Below are 20,140 nucleotides of genomic sequence, written 5' to 3'. Positions count from 1 at the left end.
CGGCCCGGCGCCGGCTTGTTCGCCGCTATCCTCTCGCGATGAACGATCCTGCCACAGCCATCCCGTTCCCCTCCATCGACGCGGTCGTACAGGGTCTCCAGGGCGCCGGCTACTACGCCGATCGACGGCTCGCGACGGCGGTCTACCTCGCGCTCAAGCTCCAGCGGCCCTTGCTGCTGGAGGGCGAGCCCGGTGTGGGCAAGACCGAGCTGGCCAAGGCGCTCTCGACCGCCTTGCAGCGCGAGTTGCTGCGCTTGCAGTGCTACGACGGGCTCGAGCAGCGCGAAGCGCTCTATGAATGGAACTACGCGGCGCAGCTCCTGCACATGCGGGCGGCCGAAGCGCACGGTGCATCGAGCGACGTCGAGTCGGAGGTCTACCAGCCGCGCTACCTGATCCGTCGGCCGCTGTTGCAGGCGCTGCAGGCCCCTGCGCCCGGCGCGGTGTTGCTGATCGACGAGGTCGATCGCGCCGACGAGCCCTTCGAGGCCTTCCTGCTCGAATACCTCGGCGAATACCAGGTCAGCATTCCCGAACTGGGCACGGTGCGGGCGCTGGTATCGCCCGTCACGCTGCTCACCAGCAACCGCACGCGCGAGCTCAACGACGCCGTCAAGCGGCGCTGCCTGTACCACTGGCTCGACTACCCCGAGCGCGACCGCGAGCTGGCCATCGTTCGCGCGCAGGTGCCGCAAGCGGGGGAGGTGCTGTCCGAACAGGTCGCAGCCTTCGTCGGACGCCTGCGCAGTGCGCCGTTCGCGAGCGCATTCCAGCGCGGGCCGGGCATCGCAGAAAGCGTGGAGTGGGCCAGGGCGCTTGTGGCACTCGACACCCTCGAACTCGACCCGGAGATCGTGGTCGATACGGCCGGCATCCTGTTCAAGCAGCGCGACGACGTCGCCGCGCTGACGCACGAGCTGGCATCGGATCTCCTCAAGCCCGAGGAGGAGGCTGCGCCTTGAGCACACGGGTCCAGCAACTCGGCGACGCGCGGCGGGGCAAGCTCGCGGGCAACATGCTGGGCTTCGGCCGGGCACTGCGACGTGCCGGCGTGCGGACCGACTCCATGCGCATCGCACTCGCCGCCGAGGCGGCCACGCTCGTCGGCGTGGAGAACCGGCTCGATCTCGCCGCGGCGATGGAGTCCGTGATGATCAGCCGGGAGGAAGACCGCATGGTCTTTCGCGAACTCTTTGACGAATGGTTTCGCGATCCGGAGCTCGCCAACAAGCTGCTGGCGCAAATGCTGCCTAGCGCCGAAGGGAAAGCCGAGCCGTCGAAGCGCCGCCCGCGCGTGCGCGAGGCGCTCGCCGCGCCACGCGATGCCGTCAAGCCCGCGCAGACCGATCGCGAGGTCGACTTCGATGCTGCCATGACGGCGAGCGACCGGCGCCGCATGCACCACGCCGACTTCAATGCGCTCGGCGCTTCGGAATACCGACTGGTCGAGCGCCTCGCCCGCGACATCTCGCTGCCGATACCGACGCTGCCCGCGCGGCGCCTGCGCGTGACCGGCGACGCCGGTGCCCATTCGCGCATGCACTGGCCCGGCGTGCTGCACGAGGCGGCGCGCACCGGTGGCGAGATCATGCGGCTGCCGCGCTGGTCGCGCCGCAAGCAGCCGCTACCGCTGCTCGTGCTGGTCGATGTGTCTGGCTCGATGGAGCGCTATGCACGATTGCTCCTCGCCTTCCTGCACGCGTCGACGCGGCGTTCCGGACGGCGCGACGTGTTCGCCTTCGGCACCCACCTCACCGATCTGACGCCGGCATTTCGACTGGCCGATACCGATGCGATGCTGGCCGCTGCCAGCGAAGCCATCGATGACTTCGCCGGTGGCACGCGCCTGGGTGAATCGCTCGGCGAACTGCGTCGACGCCACGCACGCCGGCTCACCGGCCGTCGCACGCTGGTGCTGGTGATCAGCGATGGCCTCGACACCGGCGAACCCGAAACGCTGGAGAACGAACTGCTCTGGCTCAAGCGCCATTCGCGACGGGTGCTCTGGCTCAACCCGCTGCTGCGCTACGAAGGCTACGCACCCCTTGCTCGCGGTGCGGCCATGTTGCACCGCCATGCAGACGCGATGCTCGCCGTTCACAATCTCAGTGCACTGGAACAACTGGCCGCGAGTCTGGCCAGGTTGATGCGGTCGGGCCGATGAAGGCCTTGCACCGCCCGAAACAACATCAAAGGAATTCCCATGGACATGCTCGGCAATCGCAGGCTCGGCGTCACGCAGCAGCAGGCGTGGGACGCGCTGAACGATCCTGAAACGCTCAAGAAGTGCATCCCCGGTTGCGACAAGTTCGAGCTGACCGGTGACAACCAGTACAGCGTCGCGCTCGCCGTCAAGGTCGGCCCCGTGTCGGCCAAGTTCAACGGCAAGGTCTCGCTGGCGGACATCACGCCGCCCGACAGCTACAAGCTTTCGTTCGAAGGACAGGGCGGCGTGGCGGGCTTCGCGAAAGGCGCGTCGAGCGTGTCGCTGAAGCCGGTCGCGGACGGCGGCGAAGGCTGCGAGCTGGACTACACGGTGCAGGCCCAGGTGGGCGGCAAGATCGCGCAGCTCGGGCAGCGACTGATCGACGGCGCCGCCAAGTCGACCGCCGACGATTTCTTCAAGCGCTTCGAGGCGGAGATGCAGAGCCGCTACGGCCCGCCGCCCGCCGAAGCACCTGCCGAGGATGCAACGGCGGCCCCGGCCGAAAAGACGGGCGCCATGGCCGGCTTCATGCGCAAGCTCGGCATCGGCGGGAAGTCCGGCAAGGACGAAAAACCGGGCGAAAAGCGGGACGACAACACCGGCGAGAAGCCGGCCGAATAACATGGAAAACCTCGACGTCATGGTGCTTCGCACCTTGCGCGACTGGCGTCAGGCCGGCCGCCGTGCGCTGCTTTGTACCGTGGTGCGCACCTGGGGATCGTCGCCCCGGCCGATCGGCTCGATCATGGCGCTCGCCGAAGATGGCGCGGTCGTCGGTTCGGTGTCGGGCGGCTGCATCGAAGACGACCTGATCGTGCGCTACAGCCGCGCACACGGCGGCGATGGCGCAATGCCTTCGGGCGCGCCGTCGCTCGTCAAGTACGGCATCACGGCAGACGAGGCGCATCGCTTCGGCTTGCCCTGTGGTGGCACGCTGGAACTGCTGCTCGAATACGACCCGGACGCCGCCTCGCTGGCCGCTTTGGTCGCGGAGCTTGAAGAGGGACGCCTGATGCAGCGCACGGTCTCGCTCGCAGATGGCACCGTCCGGCTCGCCGAAGCGGCCTCGCCAGCCGAGCTGTCGGTCGACGACAAGGAACTGACCAACACCTTCGGCCCCGAATACCGCATGCTCCTCATCGGCGCCGGGCAGCTGGCCGAGTACCTCGCCACGATGGCCAAGTTCAGCGGCTTCGCGGTCACCCTTTGCGACCCGCGCTCCGAGTACCGTACCGGCTGGACCTTGCCGGGCGTGACCATCACCACCGAGATGCCGGACGATGCGGTGACGGCCTTCAAGCCCGATCGCCGGACCTGCGTCGTCGCGCTCACGCACGACCCCAAGCTCGACGATCTCGCATTGCTCGAAGCCCTGGACAGCGAAGCCTTCTACGTCGGCGCCATCGGCTCCCGGCGCAACGCCGAGGCACGGCGCGAACGGATGATCGATCACTTCGACCAGACGGAAGCATCGCTGTCGCGCCTGCGCGGGCCGATCGGCATCTACATCGGCAGCAAGACGCCGCCGGAGATCGCGGTGAGCGTGATGGCGGAAATCCTGGCGGTGAAGAACGCTGTGGCCTTGCCGCGCGAGGCGGCGGTTGCGGTGGCCAAGGCGGCCGTCGAATAGACGCGAAGACGCGGGAGGTTAGCGCTTGCTGGAATGGAAGAGGCCGGCGAGAAAGGTGGTGTTGCGCCCCATCTCCCTTTGCATCTTCTTCGACTCGCGCGCTTCGTTCCTCGCCGTCGAGAAGATGAAGAACAGCGTCACGAGGACAACGCAGATGCCCAATGCGATGGCGAGCCCCAACAGCGATCCGAAGTAGAAGGCGACGGCCAGGACGGCAAAGTTGGCAAGCAGGCAGAGGGTGCGCATGACTGAGCAGGCTATCAGAGATGGTGCCGCGGCCAGTGTGAACTACTGCACAGATCGCGTTGAACTACTCCCCGCTATTCGGCGGCGCCGGCACGGCTCGCGGGCAGCCCGTCGAAGACGCCGAGCAGCACTGGCGTGAGCTCATGCATCGCCGTGCTCGAAGGCTTCGTCGGCAGCAGTCCGGGTGTGAAACCCGCGGACTCGAAGCGCTTCAGCAGTTGCGCATCGGTGCTGATGATGTGAATGGGGACGTCCCACGAGGCGTCACGGCCGCTCACGCTCGCCATCGGCTGGTGGTCGCCGATCACGATCGTCAGCATGCCCGGCGGCGCGTGGCTTGAGAGGTAATCGCGCAGCCACTCGAAGGTGTAGGCCAGTGAATCCAGATAGGCGGGAACTGGCTCGAGCCACGACACCGGTTCGGCGACCGCGCGCGCCACCTCGGCCGGTGAGTAGGCGTCGGTGCGGAGCAGGCGCTTCCAGTCGGCCTCGTAGGGCACCAGCGGACGAAACGGCGCATGGCTGGCGAGGGTCGGAAAGACGATCAGCCGCGGCGCGCGCGTGCCGGGCGCGCGCGCCAGTTCCTGTGCCTGCAGCAACGCCACCGACGCCTGGTCCGGGATGCGCCAATGGCCGACCGACGGGCCGCGATAGCCCATGTTGTTCGCATCGACGTAGCGGTCGAAGCCATAGAAACTGCCCTCGGGCCAGGGCTTTTGCAGGCCCGGCATCCAGCTGACCGTGCGGTAGCCATGCGCCTTGAAGTGCCGCACGAGCGTGCTCCTGTGGGTGGCGAGCAGCAGTTCGTAGTTTCCCGGCTTGCGCATGTCGACGCCGCTCAGCAGCGCCGCGTGCGCGAGCCACGAGGCCCCGCCGAAGGTCGGCGAGCGCACCCGCGCGGACACGACCTGCCGCCCTCCGGCGCGCAGTGCCTCCGCCAGCCGCGCGCGATGCGGTGCGAGCGCGGCGGCCTGCGCCGGATCGTCGAGCGTCGAGACGCCGTAGGACTCCGCAAAGATCAGCAGCACGTCGGCGCCGCCGAGTCCGCGAAGGTCGCCATCGAAGGCCGGACTGGCCGAGAGGCGCGCGGCGACGTTGCCCGACCACAACTGGCCCGCGAGCAGGTCGGCCTGGCGGGCGATGATGGGCGTCACCGGCATCGAGAAGAACCGGCGCGTGTCGCGCCCATCGATGCCGTGCGCCGCAAAGGTCGCGAGCAGGAGAACGCCGACGACGCCGATCGCAGGACGCGGCCGGCTCCAGGCCAGTTCGCGCGCGATCGACGCCCAGCATCGACGGGCAATGCCGTGCACCAGCCAGACGACAGTTGCGATGGCGACCAGGCCGAGTGCCATCTGCCACACCGCGACGTTGCCCATGCGAAGCACATCGAATACGTGCCGGCCGTCCCAGTACAGGTTGATCTGCCGCCCGAACACGGCCGACGCCGTCACCTCCACGTAGCGGGTGACGACCCAGAAGGTCGTGAGCACCGCCAGCGTGCGCTGCACCCGGACGCCCGCGGTGCCTCGCACAGCCAGCCAGGCGGTGAGCGCGAGCGTCGCCATGCACAGCTCGAAGGACAGACGCAGCCCCGGACGCGCCCACAGCGTCGGCCAGATGTTCTCCAGCGTGAACATGGCGTTGAGCACCAGGAACGGCAGGCCGAAGCGCAGCAGCCATCGTGCCCAGCCAGGCCATGGCACTGCGCTGGCGGGTCGGGGGTGCCGGGCGCCGACAGTCACTTCCGCTGGGCCTCGAATTCGATGATGAGCGGAATCTCGTCGCCGACCCATTCGTTGCTCACGCCGTAGTTCATGCCGTAGCTGCTGCGCTTGAAGCTGCCTCGCGCCGACACGCCCATCGTGTAGACCTTGTCGATGGGCGACGGGCCGCTTTTGTTCCATGTCGCCGTGAGCGTGAGCGGCAGTGGTTTACCCAGCAGTTCGAGCTGCCCGGGAATCTCGAAAGTGCGATCGCCGGTCCGCTTCGCGCTGGTCGCGGTGAACACCATGCGTGGGAATTCACTGCTGTTGAGAAAGTCGGCGCTCTTCAAGTGCCGGTCTCGGCTGGCGTAGTTGCTGAACACGCTCTGTGTGTCAACCTCGATCCGCACATCGCTCAGGGCGGCCGTGGCTTCGTCGAAGCTGTAGCTGCCGCGCGCCGCCCGAAACATCCCCAGCACCTTGGCGTAGCCGAGATGGTCGACCATGAAGGCGACGGTGATGTGATTCGAGTCCAGTTCGTAGCGCGCCGCTTCGGCCCGTGCCGGCGGGGCCAGGGCCACGAGCGAGAGCAGCGAAATCATCGACATCAGTGCAATGCCCTGTGTCCGCATCGAAGAAGCATTCATGGCGCGACCTCCGAACGAGCGTGGCGACGGCGGGCCAGCCAGGCGACGTCCGCCGCGAAGGATGCTGTCAGCGCAGCGAGACTGCCGGCCGCAATGGCCTCGCTCCATCCGATCGGGACGATGGGCCCAAGGCACACGATCAGGCTCGCGATCTGCGCCACGCACACGGCCTTGCGACGCTGGCTCGGCGGCAAGCGGCCGGCCAGCCAGGGCCAGGCCCGGGCCGCCAGCACGAAGATGTAGCGCATGAGTCCGGCCGCCAGGATCCACGCGCCGGCCTTGTCGAAGTGAATCACGAGCAGGCACAGGACCAGCACCATGAGGGCGTCCGTCTCCATGTCGAAGCGCGCGCCGAATTCGCTGGTGAATCCGCGGGCTCGCGCCAGCGCGCCGTCCAGCGCGTCGAGCAATGCGGCCACCGTGGCGATGACGATGGTCGCCCACGCGATCGTCGCCGCGTCGGCGGAGGCTTCGCCGATGCAGGCTGCGAGAAGGGCGACGAGCGCCAGCCTCACCAGGGTCACGCGATTGGCCGGGCCGAAACGCCGATTCGGCGAGTGGGCCGGAAGCCCCCTTTGGGCGATGGCGAATGCGGCCACGAAAAGACCGACCGCCTTGACGAGGAACCACGGCCCGAGACCGGCCAGCACTCCCGCACCACGAGCGAGAAGCATCAGCAGCACGAGACAGGCCAGCGCCTCGCGCCAGGCGTCGCGCCGCAGCGCCGCCGCGTGCGCCAATGGAAATACGCGACGGTCGTTGGAGGACTGCGAAGGCATCGTCTTAAGATCGGCTCCCATCGGCTTGAACACGATCGCTCGCGGGCAGCGGGCGCTGAAAGCAGCATGCCAGCATATCCGTCTCGCGTTGTCTCAGGTGAACCAAGGGCTTGCTGGATCGAGGCGCCCGGCCGGGCAGCGATCCGCAGCGCTGAACTGCGTGCGCCCGGGACGGGCGAGGTGCAAGTGCGCGCGCTGCACAGCGGCATCAGCCGCGGCACCGAGATGCTGGTGTTCCGCGGCGAGGTGCCGGCCACCGAGTTCGAGCGGATGCGGGCGCCGTTCCAGGAAGGCGACTTCCCGGGGCCGGTGAAGTACGGCTACGCCAGCGTGGGGGTCGTGGAGGAGGGGCCCGATGCGTTGAAGGGCCGCGCTGTCTTCTGCCTGCATCCGCACCAGACCCGCTATGTTGTCCCGGCCGATGCCGTGCATCCGTTGCCCGAAGGCGTTCCGCCGGCGCGTGCCGTGCTCGCGGCAAACATGGAAACCGCCATCAATGCCTTGTGGGATGCCGCGCCACGCATCGGCGATCGCATCGCCGTGGTGGGCGGCGGCGTGGTGGGTCTTCTCGTCGCATGGCTCGCGGGCCGCTTGCCGGGTTGCGAGGTCGAGCTGATCGATGTGCGGCCGTCGCGTCGCGACACCGCGCTCGCCTTGGGCGTGGCCTTCGCGACGCCGCAGGATGCGAAGCCCGAAGCGGATCGGGTCCTGCACGCGAGCGGCAATGCCCAAGGGCTGGTCACCGCCCTGGGCCTCGCGGCGTTCGAGGCCACGGTGATCGAGATGAGCTGGTACGGCCGGCGCGAGGTGGCGCTCCCGTTGGGAGAGGCCTTCCACGCGCGGCGCCTCACGCTCAGGAGTTCGCAGGTCGGCCATGTGGCCGCTGCCCAGCGCGCACGCTGGAGCCATCGGCGCCGGCTCGCGCTGGCCCTGTCGCTGTTGAGTGATCCGGTGCTCGACCTGCTCATCACCGACAGTGCGCCTTTCGACGAGTTGCCCGATGTACTGGCCCGTCTCTCTTCGGGCTGCCCGGACACCCTGTGCCAGCGCATCGATTACCCCTGACTTAGCTCCATCGGAAAGACAAGCATGTACAGCGTCAATGTCCGCGACCACTTCATGATCGCCCACAGCTTTCGCGGTGAGGCGTTCGGCCCTGCCCAGCGATTGCACGGTGCGACCTACGTGGTCGATCTCGAACTGCGCCGCGCCGAACTGGATGCCGACGGCATGGTCGTCGACATTGCGCTCGCGACCGAGGTGTTGCACAGCGTGCTCGGCGAGTTCAACCTGCGCAACCTCGACGACGATCCGGCGTTCAACGGAAAGAACACGACCACCGAGTTCATGGCGCGGGTGATCTTCGATCGCATCGCCGAACGCATGGCGAAAGGCGAACTCGGAGCGCACGCGGGCGGGCTGTCGTCGATGCGCGTGCGGCTCAACGAATCGCATGTGGCCTGGGCCGCCTACGAGGGCGCCTTGCCGGCGCGTGCCGGTTGAAGGCGCGGTGCAGCTTCCTCGTGCCGGGTGACCTGAACACCCGAACGGGCGGCTACACCTACGACCGACACATCATCGAAGGCTTGCGTGCACTGCAGTGGCAAGTCGATGTCCGGTCTCCGGGCGATGGCTGGCCAATGCCGGATGCATCGTCGGAGGCGTTGGCGCGCGGCATCGTGGAGGCGCTGCCCGATGGCGAACTTGCCGTGGTCGACGGCCTCGCGTTCGGCGCGATGCCTGCGTTGGTCGAAGCCCATGCCCGGCGCCTTCGGTGGGTGGCGCTGGTTCATCATCCGTTGTCGATGGAGACCGGGCTCCGGCCCGAGACGCAGCGTGCGCTCTTCGAGAGCGAGCGGCGGGCGTTGGCGACTGCACGAGGCGTGATCGTGACCAGCCCCTCCACCGCGCGGGCGCTCGCTTCGTTCGACGTTCCGGCGACCCGCATCGTGGTGATCGAGCCTGGGACAGAGCCTGCACCGCTTGCGGCCGGATCGGGGACCGATGACCTGGCACTTCTTTGCGTAGCGACGGTGACGCCGCGCAAGGGCCACAGCCTGCTGATCGAAGCCCTTGCCGGATTGGGCGACCGACGCTGGACACTGCATTGCGCGGGCAGCCTCACGATGGATACCGAATGCGCGGCCGCATTCATCGAGGCCATCGAACGCCACGGTCTGCGTGACCGGGTCGTGCTCCACGGCGAGCAGGACGAGGCCGGCCTGAGGGCGCTCTATGCGCGTGGCGAGGCGTTCGTGCTGCCTTCCTTCCACGAAGGCTACGGCATGGCGCTGGCCGAGGCATTGGCGCATGGGCTGCCTGTCATCAGCACCAGCGCGGGCGCCATTCCGGACACCGTGCCCGCCGACGCTGGCGTGTTGGTTCCGCCCGGGGACAGCATTGCATTGCGCGCCGCCTTGCAACGCGTGATGGATGACGCCGGCTGGCGTGCGCAACTGTCGGCGGGTGCGCGCAAGGCCAGGGAGTTGTTGCCCACGTGGGCAGACAGCGCGGCACGTTTTGCGTCCGCACTGGGCCACTTCCAGGACGCGACGCGGCCATGACCGGTTTCAGCGCCGATTGGCTCTCGATGCGCGAGCCCTTTGATCGTGAGGCGCGCGGCATCGCGGCGCGCTCGCTCGCATTGGATGCGCTCGCTTCACGCCTGCGTGGCAATGATCCGACGCTCGCCGTGCTCGACCTGGCCTGCGGAACGGGCGCGAATCTGCGAGAACTCGCGCCGCGACTGAAGGGACCGCAGCAATGGACGCTGGTGGATCACGACCCCAAGCTCTTGCAGGAGCTCCCCGAAGCGATCGCCGCATGGGCGAACGCCGAAGGGTTCATCGCGCAGGCCGGCATCCGCTTGATCCGGATGGAAGGTCCGGACTGGAAGGCGCAAGTGCAGGTCGAGTGCGTCGACCTCGCCTCGAACTTCGACGCCGTGCCTTTCGCCGGAACAAGACTGGTCACTGCTTCGGCGCTGCTGGACCTCGTGTCGGCCCGGTGGGTCGAGGCGCTGGTCGAGCGAGCTCGCTCGGCAGGTGCTGCGATGCTCTTCGCATTGAGCGTGGACGGCCGCGTCACGTGGGATCCACCCGTCGACGGCGATGAAGAAGTGGACAAGCTCTTCACATCGCATCAACGTCGAGACAAGGGCTTCGGCCCCGCGCTCGGCGGCGAAGCGGTGAGCTTCGTTGCGAGTCGCCTCGACGCGAGGGGCTATGACATCGTCCAGACCTCCAGCGACTGGCGCATCGAAGGCAGCAAAGGCGCGAAAGCCAAGGCGATGCTCGCCGCGATGGTGGAGGGTATGGCCGCCGCGGCGCTCGAACACGATCCGGCGGCCCGCAGCCGGATAGATGACTGGATGCAGAGACGACTCGATGTCGTCGATCAGACCCGATTGCGCGTCGGGCACCAGGAGATTCTTGCGACCTAGTTCCGCGCCGTGGCGGCTTGCATCGTCCGCAGGTCGAGGTCCCAGAGGACATCCGTGCCCATGCGGAACACCCGCCCCGAAGGCCGCATGCAATCGCGCATCGCGACACTCCTCGGCAGTTGCAGGCCAGGCCGTCCGGCACCGATGATCACGGGCGCGACGCTGAGGTGCAGCCGGTCGAGGCACCCCTGGGCCATGAAGCGCGAGACCGTGACGCCGCCGCCCTCGACAAACAACACGTGCAGGCCGCGTGCCTCCAGCGCCGCCGTCAGCGCATGCAGATGGAGCGCGCCATCGGCGCCCGTCAGTCCCGGCACGCCCAAGACCTGGTCTGCATCCACGCGCTTCGCCGCTTCGGCCGCACGAGAGGCATCGCACACGAGCAAGGTCGGGGCGTGGCCGTCCGAGAAAACGCGCAAGGTCTGCGGAAGCCGAAGGTCCGGATCGAGCAGCACGCGCACGGGATGCGCGCCTGCCACATGGCGCGTCGTGAGTTGGGGGTTGTCGATCGCCGCCGTGCCGGCGCCCACGATCACCGCGTCGCACAGGGCGCGCAGCCTGTGCAGGTGAACAAGCACCTCGGGGCCGTTGACGTAGTTGGAGTCGCCGCCGTGCGTGGCGACGCAGCCGTCGAGGCTCTGGCCGAGCTGGCCGATCAGCCAGGGGGCGCCTTCACGCGGGCGGTCCAGCAGCGGCTTGAGCAGATCGAACAACTCGACCGCCTCGTCATTCCACACGCCGCGCAACGCAAAGCCCTGCGATGCATCCCATGCCAGGGGCGAGCGGGCATCCCATTGCTGCGGTGCAGCGAGCCCCCGGCGGTGCGCGACGATGTCCAGGCACAGCGGCCAGAGGGCGTCGACGCCGGGGATGGAGGAGTGGGTGGGCATCATGGAAGGCGATCCGTGTGTCTTGCCATTTCTACCATCGCGGCGTGTAGTAGGGGTCGTCCGCGCCACCGGCAGGCGCCTTGGCATCGTCGCGCAGCGCCAGGGCCACCGCGCCGGTCACCCAGACCGCCGCCACTGTGGCGGCGACCAGGGCGCCAATCCACTTGCGCTTCGATGGCACGGGCGGTGAGTGCCGGTGCCATCGGCCTGCCCAATGCACGATCGGTCCGGACAGGAAGGCGCAAGCCAGCAGCAGGAGCACCAGGGGCTCCACCGGCGACAGCAACGCGATGCCTTGCGCCAGCGCGAGCCAGGCGATCACCGAGACCACGGCACCGCAAGCGCCGAAGGCGATACGCGTCGTGGGCCACAGCCAGAGCGCACAGCCGGCCACCGCGGCCGCAATGGACAGGCTCAGTTCGAACAGCAGAGCCGATCCGCTGATCAGGGCCACGGCCGCCAGACCCAGGCCGGCGACGACGAGGCTTGCCGACGCGTGCGCGCTCTCCGCGGGTTGGCCCAGCACGGCAGCAATCACCGCGGCACCGACCACCCAGGTCACGGCCTGCACTGGAAGTGACTGGTCGCTCAACCCTCCGAGCACGAGCGTCCAGAGAACACAGGCCGCAAGCCAGGTGGTGCGCCTGCCGGCGCGCATGGCTTCCAGGCCAAGCCCCAGCAATGCACCTGCCGCATAGATCCAGGGCAGTTCCTCCGTCAGTGTCCGAGGCCACATGTCCCATCCGAGGACCCACACAGAACCTGCGACGATCGCGATCCCCACCCCCGCCGAAGCCCAGCGTCGCCCGTGGACCGGCCCCAGTCCACCCCGCAGCAGGCCCGTTGCCACGAAGGAAAGGACCAGCGGCAGCGCAAGGCTCTGGAAGAGCGGGTGGTGGAAATCCATCCTCGCGGTTATGCAGTCGCGCGGGCGTTTCAGTCAATGGCGGCACTACGCGGCGACAGGCCTTGTGCCAGCGCCGCCTCATGTTGCACGGCCATGGCGCGCCTGAAGCCGTCGCGCAGTTTCATGCGTTCCCAATAGGCCGCGACTGCGGGCGGAAAGCGCGAGACCAGATCGATCTCCCCCGCCAGCATCAGTGCATAGCTCACCGAGATGTCCGCGCCGGTGAAGCGGTCGGCGCAGACGAACTCGTGCTTCGCCAGCACCGCGTCGATGCCGCGCAGGCGCGAGATGAACCACTTGCCGTAGTCCTCCGCCGCTTGCGGCAGCTTGCGTTCGTCCGGCTCGAAGCGGCCGTAGCGCAGCACGATGGTCTGCGGAAAAGTGAGCGTGGCCTCGCCGTGATGCAGCCAGTTCAGCCACGCGCCGAAGGCGGGTTCGTCGGGACGAACGGCGAGGCCGCGTGCGTTGTCGGGGTCGCAGCGCTGCGCGAGGTACTGGCACATCGCGGCGGACTCGGTCATGTGCGTTTCGCCGTCGATGAGATAGGGGATCGTTCCGAGTGGGTTGATCTCCAGGTATGAGCGCTGCAGCGCGCGCGGCGGAAAGGGCAGCATGCGCAACTCATACGGCGCGCCCAGTTCCTCAAGCATCCAGAGCGGACGGAATGAGCGGGCGCTGACGCAGTGGTAAAGGATCATGGCTCGCCCCCAGGCTGGCCGGCGGGGCCGCCGCCGATAATGCGAATCTTCATGTGCTTGTCTCTAGGGTTGTCCACTGCCGATGAGGTCGACGACATGGCTGAGGCTACAGTGTCGGGCTCGATCCTGGCATTGTGGGGATCACCGAACGCAACGGAAATACCTTCATCATGAACTCGAACATCGTCATCATCGGCGGCGGCCATGCAGCGGCGCAAGTCTGCGCCGGCCTCGTGGAAGCGGGGCAGGGCGCACGCGTGCACCTGGTCTCCGAGGAGTCCGCCGTTCCCTATCACCGTCCGCCGCTGTCCAAGACCTTCCTGAAGAGCCCGGACGAGGTGGCGCAGTCGCATCGTGCGGAGACCTGGTACGGCGAGGCCGGCATCACGATGCACATGGGCGATCCGGCGGTCTCCATCGATCGCTCGGCGCGCACGGTCACGCTGCGCTCGGGCAAGGTCATCGAGTGGGAGCGGTTGGTGCTGGCCACCGGCACGCGCGCGCGCCAACTGGCGGCGCTGGCGGGGCTCGACAACGTGGCGCTGCTGCGTGCCCTCGAGCAGGCCACGCGGCTGCGTTCGCAGATCGCGGCGGCGAAGCACGTCACCGTGCTGGGCGGGGGATTCATCGGCCTCGAGGTGGCCGCCACCGCACTTGCGCTCGGCAAGCAGGTCCTGGTGCTGGAAAGCGCGCCTCGCCTGCTGAGCCGTGCCGTGTCGCCGGAGCTTTCCGCGCATGTGCTGGCGACCCATCGCGCCGGGGGCATGGATGTGCGTGTCGGCGTGCAGAGCGGCAACATGCAGATCGACGGCAAGCAACTGGTGTCGATCGAAGTGGACGGCCAGGCCCAACCGATCGACCTGTTGCTGCTCGGTATCGGCGCGGTGCCCGAGACGGCCCTGGCCGAGGCCGCCGGGCTGGAATGCGTAGACGGTATCGTGGTCGACGGCTACATGCAGACCAGCGACGCCGCCGTGCTGGCCGTGGGCGATTGCACGCGCTTTCCGGACCGGCGCGCCGGCCGGCCCCTGCGGCTCGAATCGGTGCAGAACGCGAACGACCAGGCACGCACCGCGGTCGCGACGCTCACCGGCGCCCCACGCCCGCATGACGTCGTGCCGTGGTTCTGGTCAGACCAGAATCCGCTCCGCCTGCAGATGGCAGGACTGATGCCGGCCGAAGGCACGCCGGGCGCGCTCACGGTCCGGCGCCCCGGCGCCAACGACGCATCGTTCTCGCTGCTTCACTATGTGGACGGACAACTCCGCTGCGTCGAATCAGTGAATGCACCGGTCGACCACATGATGAGCCGCAAGTTGCTGGAAGCGGGTCGCAGCCCGGACCCTGCGGTCGCGGCCGATCCGGCCGTGCCGCTGAAGACGCATCTCGCCTAGCCGGACACCCTGTCCCGTTGGGACGGGGCGGTCATGTTCTTGCGGATTTCGGCGTCCATCATCCGGGTGCCGGCCGCCAGCGCGGCCTCGTAGGTGTCTGCGCCGTACTCGGCCGCTCTCACGACCTTCCGAGGCACGCCGCTGGCGTCGGTTTCGAGCAGCGTCCAGAGAAAAGACCCGGGCGCCGGCTCGTCGATGACGAGTTTGATCGGATTTTTCATGCGTTGATGGTGGGCGCGCGAGGGCGGAATTTATGTAGGCCAACGCCTACGTTTCCACCGGAATCAATTGGATCCCGCAGCCCCGATCGCGTCATCGTTCCGATGGGCCTCGACACGCGGGTTCGCGCGAAGGAGTACGGCCGCGAGCAGCGCCGCCGTCCCTGCAAAGATGGCGCCGGCAAGGAAGGCGACGTGGTAGCCGCCGTTGAGCGCAGCCGTCGGCTGTGTGCCGATCGAGAGAAGCCCGTCGGTCCTGGCCGCGGCCAGGCTGGCGAGCACCGCGAGCCCGAGCGCGCCGCCCATCATGAAGGCGGTGTTCACCACGCCGGACGCCAGGCCGGACTCGGCAGGCGCGACGTCGCTCATCGCCACGAGCAGCAGCGGATTGAGCGCCATCCCCGAGCCGATGCCCAGCAGCGTCATGCCGGGCAGGACGTCGACCATGAAGCTGCCGTCGACTGGCGCGCGGGCGAACAAGGCCAGCCCCGCCGCGGCAAGCAGGAGCCCGAGCGAGAGCGGCGCCCGGTTGCCGTACCGCATCACCAGTTTCGCCGAGAGGCCGAGCGAGAAGGCGGCCATGATGAGGTTGGCCGGCAAGAAGGCGAGGCCCACCTGCATGGGGCTGCGGCCCAGCACCAGTTGCAGGTACAGGGCGGAGATGAAGAACCAGGCGAACATCGCGGCGGCCCACAGCACGCCGATCATGTTGGCCGTGGCGACGTTGCGCAGCCTGAAGAGACGCAGCGGCATCAGCGGATGTTTCACCCGGGCCTCGATGGCCAGGAAGGCGGCGAACAGCAGGACCGACGTGCCCAGCAGCAGGGTCGTCTGGCGCGAGGTCCAGCCGGCCTCGTTGCCGTTGACGATGGCGTAGACGGCCAGCATCAGCGCCGTCGTCACGGTCAAGGCGCCGCCGACGTCCAGGCGCTCGCCGGCCGCGTGCCCGTCGGCGTTCGGCAGCAGTGCCAGGCACAGGGCGTAGACCGCGACCCCGATCGGCAGGTTGACCAGGAAGATCCAGTGCCAGCTCAGTGCATCCGTCAGCAGTCCGCCCAGCAGCACGCCGATGCTGCCCCCGCCCGCGCAGACGAAGCCGTAGATGCCCATCGCCTTCGCGCGTTCGGCCGGTTCGGTGAAGAGATTCATGATCAGCGACAACGCGACTGCGGAGACCACCGCACCGCCGAGTCCCTGCGCGGCGCGGGCCGCCACCAGCAAGGCTTGCGAGTTCGAGAGGCCGCAGCCCAGCGAGGCGAGGGTGAAGAGCGTGATGCCGAGCAGGAACAGGCGCCGGTGGCCGAACAGGTCGCCCAGCCGCCCGCCCAGGAGCAGGAAGCCGCCGAAGGTCAGCATGTAGGCGTTGACCACCCAGACCAGAGAGGTTTCAGAGAAACCGAGGTCTTCCCGGATGGAGGGCAGGGCGACGTTCACGATCGTGGTGTCGAGCACGATCATCAGCACGCCGAGGCAAAGGACCATGAGCGCGAGCCAGCGATGTGTCATCGTCAGTCCACCAGGAAGCCGCAGCTCAGGTTGGCGACGGTGCCGGTGATCGAGCCCGCGTAGCCGGATGCGAGGAATACGGCTGTGTTGGCGACCTCGTCCAGCGTGGGCAGGCGCTTCAGCAGCGTGCCGCTCGCGGCACCGGCCAGCATCTGGTCGATGGTGACGCCCGCACGATCGGCCATGGGCTTGAAGACCTGTCGGGTGTGCGAGCCCGCCGCCACGGCCTCGGGGATCGCATGCGGCCGGATGCACACCACGCGAATGCCCTGCGCGCCGAGTTCGCCAGCCAGGTGGCGCGACATGGCCTCGATGGCCGAACTCGCCACGCAGTTGCCCATGTATCCCGGACCCGGAAGGCGCGCGCCAGGCGTGGACAGGGTGAGGATCACGCCTGAGCCCTGCTTCGCCATGTGCCGTGCGACGGCCTTCGCGGTGATGAAGTTGGTGCGCGTATAGGTCGCGATGGGGAATTCGTAGTCCTCGAGCGACAAGTCGGCAAAGGGCGTGCCCTGCACATGGGGGACGCCGATCGCGTTCAGGGCGATGTCGATGCCACCCGCCTTTCGCGCCACGGCATCGGCGTGCTGTTCGACCGCGGCGGCATCGAGGGCGTCGAGTTGTGTGCTCTCGGCAAGCCCGCCGGCGGCAGCGATGTCGGAGGCGACCGCGTCCAGCCTGCATTTCGTGCGGCCTGCGAGGAAGACCCTCGCGCCCTCGCGCGCGAAGGCGCGGGCGGCGGCGCTGCCGATCGCACCGCCGGCGCCGTAGATCACGGCGCACCTGTCATCGAGCAGCATGGATCGCTCCTGGCTTGTGTACAGCATCCACAAACCTTAGCAGAGAGATTGGACGGCGTCCACATCCGATCCGCTCGCCGCCAGGCTCGGGGCCGGCGAAGCGTTTGCGTCGCTTGTGTGGAAATAGTCGTTCGCGGCTCTTGTGAGTGCGGGTGTAAGTGTAGTTAAAATGTATTACATGAACACCAACAGAGATAACTTTCACGACTGGGCGCGAGACAAGCCGGACTCCACCTCATTTTCGGGTCTGCAGCGCAGCGATCTGTCCGACATGGGGGGGCAGCCCTCGGTGCGCTGGGGCCGCCTTGGATTTCTGGTGGTGCTCGCGATCGTCGTGGCCGCAGGCTTCAAGTATTTCATCGGCCGGTGAACCCGGCGACGAAGCCTCACCCCATCATCCGCAGTCCGTCCAGCGCTCCGCGCTGTCGGCTGGCGCGCAAGCGGAGCACCTGCACAGTGGCGCCGATCAGGAACACGACGAACAGGGCGCCTATGGTCCCCTGCAGCCCCGGCGATGCGTCACGATCGGCCACCAGCGGCGCGCCCAGCGGCAAGCGCGTCGATGTTTCGGTCACTCCGGGAATCATGTGGAAGAAGAAGGTCAGCGAATAGCAGACCACGGCCACATAGGCTGACAGCTTGCCGAAGGCTTGCGAGCGCTCGGCCAGCATCGCGATCGCCAGGACCACGAGTGTCACGATGCCCAGCACGTGCGGCGGGCCGAAGCCGCCGTGCTGGAAGATGCCGAAGCCCGTCAGGCAAGTCAGGGTGGTGGCGATCACATAGATCCGGCCGGTGCGCGTGGCAAGCGCGATCTCCTTGTAGCGGACGAGCGCGATGAATCCGGCCACCACCGCCACGAGGCTGATGAGGGTGTGGACGATGCCAAGTGGGGTCAGGCCGTAGAACATGTGTGCTCCTTGCTGGGTGGGAGTTCTGGAATGCAATTTAAAGGCCAGGCCATTGCGCCAGTGCCCAGAGTGTTCAAGGGTGCGAGCGCCGATGACACTGCCTGATGGGGCCTCGCCGGCTACCTCCTAAGGGTTGCTCGTGCATCACAAGGATTCACATCACTTAATTTGATGTGCGAGGGCGGCGCGCTCATCATTTCCTCCCAACCCCAGCCTTGCGAGGAGATAGCATGCCTGCCAACGACACCGTCCACGTTCTCGTGATTCATGAGGATCCCATCATGGCCGCAGGCCTGGCTGCGATCCTCGGCGGCCGCCCCGGCCTCGTCGTGACCGTCGGCAATGCCGGTCTCTCCGACGCCGCGTGTACGTCGGACACGCCGATCGAGGGATGCGACATGCCGGATGTGGTCGTTGCCGACTATCGCAGCGGCCTCGAATTCCTCGCCGACGCCAAGACGGCCAAGAGCGCCCGGCGCAATCGCGGCCCGAAGGTGATGGTGGTGACGCCGATCGATCGCGAGTGGGAGATCCGCTCGGCCATCAACGCCGGCATCCACGGCTATCTGCTGCAGGGCTGTCAGGTCGACGAACTCATCGATGGCGTCACCGCACTGAGCCAGGGGCAGCGCTACCTGGCCCACTCCGTGTCGCGACGGATCGCCGACAGCCTGACCCGCGAGCGGCTCACCACGCGAGAGACGGAAGTGCTCAACCTGCTCACCACCGGCTCCTGCAACAAGGCGATCGCGAAGGAACTCGGCATCGCGGTCGGCACCGTCAAGGTTCACGTCAAGGGAATTCTCGAAAAGCTCGACGCCACGACCCGCACGCATGCCGTGATCGTGGCGGCGCAGCGCGGGCTGGTCAGCCAGGGCCTGCGCGAGGCGCCGGTGCAGGTCCGCGCCCCGGCCGCTCGGGCGACGGTCACGCCGCTGTTCCAGGAGAAGGGGCGGGCGCAGTACGCCTAGCGCGTCTAGCGTCCGTCCGGCGCTCGCTCGGCCTGCAGTTGCCGCAGCACGAGCCTCGCGCTCGCCACGTTCGTCGCGCAAGGCACGTCGTGAACGTCGCATGCGCGCACCAGGGCGTTGATGTCCGGTTCATGCGGTTGCGCTGTCATCGGATCGCGCAGGAAGATGACCACGTCGACGCCGCCTGTCGCGAGGCGTGCACCGATCTGCAAATCGCCGCCCTGGGGCCCGCTCAGCAGGCGCTCGACCGTGAGGCCGACTTCGGCGGCCAGCCGCGCGCCGGTGGTCCCGGTCGCGCAAAGCTCGCACTGACGCAGCAGCGGCTCGAACTCGCGAGCCAAGGCCAGCATCGCAGTCTTCTTGCCGTCGTGGGCGATGAGTGCAACGCGGCGTTGCGGGGGCGTGAGGTTCTCGGCCATGGTGTTCCTCCTGGTGATCGCTGCCAGCGTAACAGCCCCGGATGCTCCTGCTGCCCGTTTCGCAGGCAACGCAGCGGGAACCCGCATGGGGCCAGCCCCCGCGCGTGAGCCTCCACGCGCTACACACAACGTTATCCACAGAAGCGCGGCACAAGTCTGCGCAACAGCGCCGACACTCTGGCGTACGATCGCTTCCGAAGGAAATTAGTTTTGAAGAGCAATCAATCCCAAGGTGATCACGACGGCTTGGAGCAGTGGGCATCCCGGATCGCCGCGATCACGGCGGAGACCGGCATCGGTGCGGACGGCAGCTTCACCGAGCGCTGCATCGGGAGTCTCTTGCGCGTGGTGCGCGAGCAGCTCAATCTCGAGGTCATCTTCGTTGGCGAATTCGTGGACCAGAACCGGGTGTTCCGCCAGATTTCCGCCAAGGCGCTGGAGGCCATCGTCCAGCCGGGGGATTTTCATCCGCTCGCGGAGACCATCTGCCAGCGGATCGTCGATGGGCGGATGCCCTGCCTGGTGCCCGACGTCAAGAGCGTGCGGATCGCCAACGGCCTGCCCGACTACTACGACGGGTTGGGTGCGCACATCGGGGTGCCGGTGCGGTTTTCGGACGGCAGCCTCTATGGCGTCCTGTGCGGATTCTGCTTCGAGCCCCGCGCCGAACTCGACGAGCGCGACGTGAAGCGCATGGAAATGGCGGCGCAGGCGACCGCCCGGCTGCTGGCACAAGCCGACGGACACGACGTCACGCGCCCGGCCTGATC

The 20,140-nt window shown here is 67.7% G+C and carries 24 protein-coding genes; 12 read left to right on the top strand and 12 right to left on the bottom strand.

Going from position 1 to position 20,140, the window contains the following annotated elements:
• The first annotated feature begins 38 nt into the window (after positions 1–38).
• From AC1D3B_RS01910 to AC1D3B_RS01895, 4 genes are read left to right on the top strand one after another with little or no spacing between them, the layout of a single operon-like run.
• Complete coding sequence (locus AC1D3B_RS01910; RefSeq protein WP_478188959.1) at positions 39–962, top strand: AAA family ATPase; 924 nt, start codon at positions 39–41, stop codon at positions 960–962.
• Between the two features lie 53 nt (positions 963–1,015).
• On the top strand, positions 1,016–2,164 hold the full coding sequence (locus AC1D3B_RS01905) for a vWA domain-containing protein (RefSeq protein ID WP_478189007.1): 1,149 nt from the start codon (positions 1,016–1,018) through the stop codon (positions 2,162–2,164).
• Between the two features lie 39 nt (positions 2,165–2,203).
• Positions 2,204–2,827 carry a CoxG family protein gene (locus AC1D3B_RS01900; protein ID WP_478188958.1) on the top strand — a complete coding sequence of 208 codons (624 nt, stop codon included), beginning with the start codon at positions 2,204–2,206 and terminating at the stop codon, positions 2,825–2,827.
• 1 nt (position 2,828) lies between these two features.
• Positions 2,829–3,836, top strand: a complete 1,008-nt coding sequence (locus AC1D3B_RS01895; protein WP_478188957.1) for an XdhC family protein — start codon at positions 2,829–2,831, stop codon at positions 3,834–3,836.
• An 18-nt stretch (positions 3,837–3,854) separates the two neighbouring features.
• Here AC1D3B_RS01895 and AC1D3B_RS01890 read toward each other — a convergent pair whose 3' ends face one another.
• The 4 genes from AC1D3B_RS01890 to AC1D3B_RS01875 all read right to left on the bottom strand — a co-directional run bounded on the left by AC1D3B_RS01890 (position 3,855) and on the right by AC1D3B_RS01875 (position 7,214).
• The gene (locus AC1D3B_RS01890) at positions 3,855–4,082 is read right to left on the bottom strand and encodes a hypothetical protein (protein ID WP_478188956.1); all 228 of its coding nucleotides are present in this window, start codon (positions 4,080–4,082) and stop codon (positions 3,855–3,857) included.
• 74 nt (positions 4,083–4,156) lie between these two features.
• Positions 4,157–5,827, bottom strand: coding sequence for a sulfatase-like hydrolase/transferase (locus tag AC1D3B_RS01885; protein WP_478188955.1), 1,671 nt, complete (start codon positions 5,825–5,827; stop codon positions 4,157–4,159).
• Positions 5,824–6,435 (bottom strand): YceI family protein, encoded by a 612-nt coding sequence (locus AC1D3B_RS01880; protein ID WP_478188954.1) that lies wholly within the window; start codon positions 6,433–6,435, stop codon positions 5,824–5,826. The genes AC1D3B_RS01885 and AC1D3B_RS01880 overlap by 4 nt, the downstream gene beginning before the upstream one ends.
• Positions 6,432–7,214: a CDP-alcohol phosphatidyltransferase family protein gene (locus tag AC1D3B_RS01875; protein ID WP_478188953.1), complete on the bottom strand. Its 783-nt coding sequence runs from the start codon at positions 7,212–7,214 to the stop codon at positions 6,432–6,434. The genes AC1D3B_RS01880 and AC1D3B_RS01875 overlap by 4 nt, the downstream gene beginning before the upstream one ends.
• A gap of 66 nt (positions 7,215–7,280) precedes the next feature.
• On the opposite strand from AC1D3B_RS01875, the gene AC1D3B_RS01870 reads away from it, so the two are divergent.
• The 4 genes from AC1D3B_RS01870 to AC1D3B_RS01855 are packed head-to-tail and all read left to right on the top strand — an operon-like array spanning position 7,281 to position 10,656.
• Complete coding sequence (locus tag AC1D3B_RS01870) at positions 7,281–8,279, top strand: zinc-dependent alcohol dehydrogenase (RefSeq protein WP_478188952.1); 999 nt, start codon at positions 7,281–7,283, stop codon at positions 8,277–8,279.
• A gap of 24 nt (positions 8,280–8,303) precedes the next feature.
• Positions 8,304–8,717 (top strand): 6-pyruvoyl trahydropterin synthase family protein, encoded by a 414-nt coding sequence (locus AC1D3B_RS01865; protein ID WP_478188951.1) that lies wholly within the window; start codon positions 8,304–8,306, stop codon positions 8,715–8,717.
• 20 nt (positions 8,718–8,737) lie between these two features.
• Positions 8,738–9,778, top strand: a complete 1,041-nt coding sequence (locus tag AC1D3B_RS01860) for a glycosyltransferase family 4 protein (protein WP_478188950.1) — start codon at positions 8,738–8,740, stop codon at positions 9,776–9,778.
• On the top strand, positions 9,775–10,656 hold the full coding sequence (locus AC1D3B_RS01855) for a class I SAM-dependent methyltransferase (protein WP_478188949.1): 882 nt from the start codon (positions 9,775–9,777) through the stop codon (positions 10,654–10,656). The genes AC1D3B_RS01860 and AC1D3B_RS01855 overlap by 4 nt, the downstream gene beginning before the upstream one ends.
• Here the strand turns inward: AC1D3B_RS01855 and AC1D3B_RS01850 are convergent.
• Genes AC1D3B_RS01850 through AC1D3B_RS01840 form a run of 3 tightly spaced genes read right to left on the bottom strand, consistent with a single transcriptional unit; the run spans position 10,653 to position 13,151 of the window.
• Positions 10,653–11,549, bottom strand: coding sequence for a RibD family protein (locus AC1D3B_RS01850; protein ID WP_478188948.1), 897 nt, complete (start codon positions 11,547–11,549; stop codon positions 10,653–10,655). The two genes, AC1D3B_RS01855 and AC1D3B_RS01850, sit on opposite strands and share 4 nt — an antisense overlap.
• Positions 11,550–11,577: 28 nt before the next feature.
• Positions 11,578–12,453, bottom strand: coding sequence for a hypothetical protein (locus tag AC1D3B_RS01845; protein ID WP_478188947.1), 876 nt, complete (start codon positions 12,451–12,453; stop codon positions 11,578–11,580).
• A 29-nt stretch (positions 12,454–12,482) separates the two neighbouring features.
• On the bottom strand, positions 12,483–13,151 hold the full coding sequence (locus AC1D3B_RS01840; RefSeq protein ID WP_478188946.1) for a glutathione S-transferase family protein: 669 nt from the start codon (positions 13,149–13,151) through the stop codon (positions 12,483–12,485).
• Between the two features lie 170 nt (positions 13,152–13,321).
• Here AC1D3B_RS01840 and AC1D3B_RS01835 point away from each other — a divergent pair, with 170 nt between their 5' ends.
• Complete coding sequence (locus AC1D3B_RS01835; RefSeq protein WP_478188945.1) at positions 13,322–14,545, top strand: NAD(P)/FAD-dependent oxidoreductase; 1,224 nt, start codon at positions 13,322–13,324, stop codon at positions 14,543–14,545.
• On the opposite strand, the gene AC1D3B_RS01830 is transcribed toward AC1D3B_RS01835, so the two are convergent.
• The 3 genes from AC1D3B_RS01830 to AC1D3B_RS01820 all read right to left on the bottom strand — a co-directional run bounded on the left by AC1D3B_RS01830 (position 14,542) and on the right by AC1D3B_RS01820 (position 17,069).
• Positions 14,542–14,766 (bottom strand): hypothetical protein, encoded by a 225-nt coding sequence (locus tag AC1D3B_RS01830; RefSeq protein ID WP_478188944.1) that lies wholly within the window; start codon positions 14,764–14,766, stop codon positions 14,542–14,544. The genes AC1D3B_RS01835 and AC1D3B_RS01830 overlap by 4 nt on opposite strands.
• Before the next feature lie 63 nt (positions 14,767–14,829).
• A complete protein-coding gene (locus tag AC1D3B_RS01825; RefSeq protein WP_478188943.1) occupies positions 14,830–16,269 on the bottom strand; it encodes a DHA2 family efflux MFS transporter permease subunit in 1,440 nt (479 codons plus the stop codon).
• Between the two features lie 2 nt (positions 16,270–16,271).
• Positions 16,272–17,069 (bottom strand): SDR family NAD(P)-dependent oxidoreductase, encoded by a 798-nt coding sequence (locus AC1D3B_RS01820; protein WP_478188942.1) that lies wholly within the window; start codon positions 17,067–17,069, stop codon positions 16,272–16,274.
• Between the two features lie 178 nt (positions 17,070–17,247).
• On the opposite strand from AC1D3B_RS01820, the gene AC1D3B_RS01815 reads away from it, so the two are divergent.
• Entirely contained in the window at positions 17,248–17,439 is a 192-nt protein-coding gene (locus AC1D3B_RS01815) for a hypothetical protein (protein WP_478188941.1), read from the top strand.
• A 16-nt stretch (positions 17,440–17,455) separates the two neighbouring features.
• On the opposite strand, the gene AC1D3B_RS01810 is transcribed toward AC1D3B_RS01815, so the two are convergent.
• Complete coding sequence (locus AC1D3B_RS01810) at positions 17,456–17,980, bottom strand: DUF2306 domain-containing protein (protein ID WP_478188940.1); 525 nt, start codon at positions 17,978–17,980, stop codon at positions 17,456–17,458.
• 230 nt (positions 17,981–18,210) lie between these two features.
• Here AC1D3B_RS01810 and AC1D3B_RS01805 point away from each other — a divergent pair, with 230 nt between their 5' ends.
• A complete protein-coding gene (locus AC1D3B_RS01805) occupies positions 18,211–18,951 on the top strand; it encodes a LuxR C-terminal-related transcriptional regulator (protein WP_478188939.1) in 741 nt (246 codons plus the stop codon).
• Positions 18,952–18,956: 5 nt separating this feature from the next.
• On the opposite strand, the gene AC1D3B_RS01800 is transcribed toward AC1D3B_RS01805, so the two are convergent.
• A complete protein-coding gene (locus AC1D3B_RS01800) occupies positions 18,957–19,370 on the bottom strand; it encodes a methylglyoxal synthase (protein ID WP_478188938.1) in 414 nt (137 codons plus the stop codon).
• A gap of 210 nt (positions 19,371–19,580) precedes the next feature.
• Between AC1D3B_RS01800 and AC1D3B_RS01795 the strand changes: the two genes are divergently transcribed.
• On the top strand, positions 19,581–20,138 hold the full coding sequence (locus AC1D3B_RS01795) for a GAF domain-containing protein (RefSeq protein WP_478188937.1): 558 nt from the start codon (positions 19,581–19,583) through the stop codon (positions 20,136–20,138).
• Positions 20,139–20,140: the final 2 nt, after the last annotated feature.

The organism is Variovorax sp. P5_A3 (genome assembly GCF_056400665.1).
Note: the sequence above shows the minus strand (reverse complement) of the source record. Positions and strands in the feature narration are given on the sequence as shown.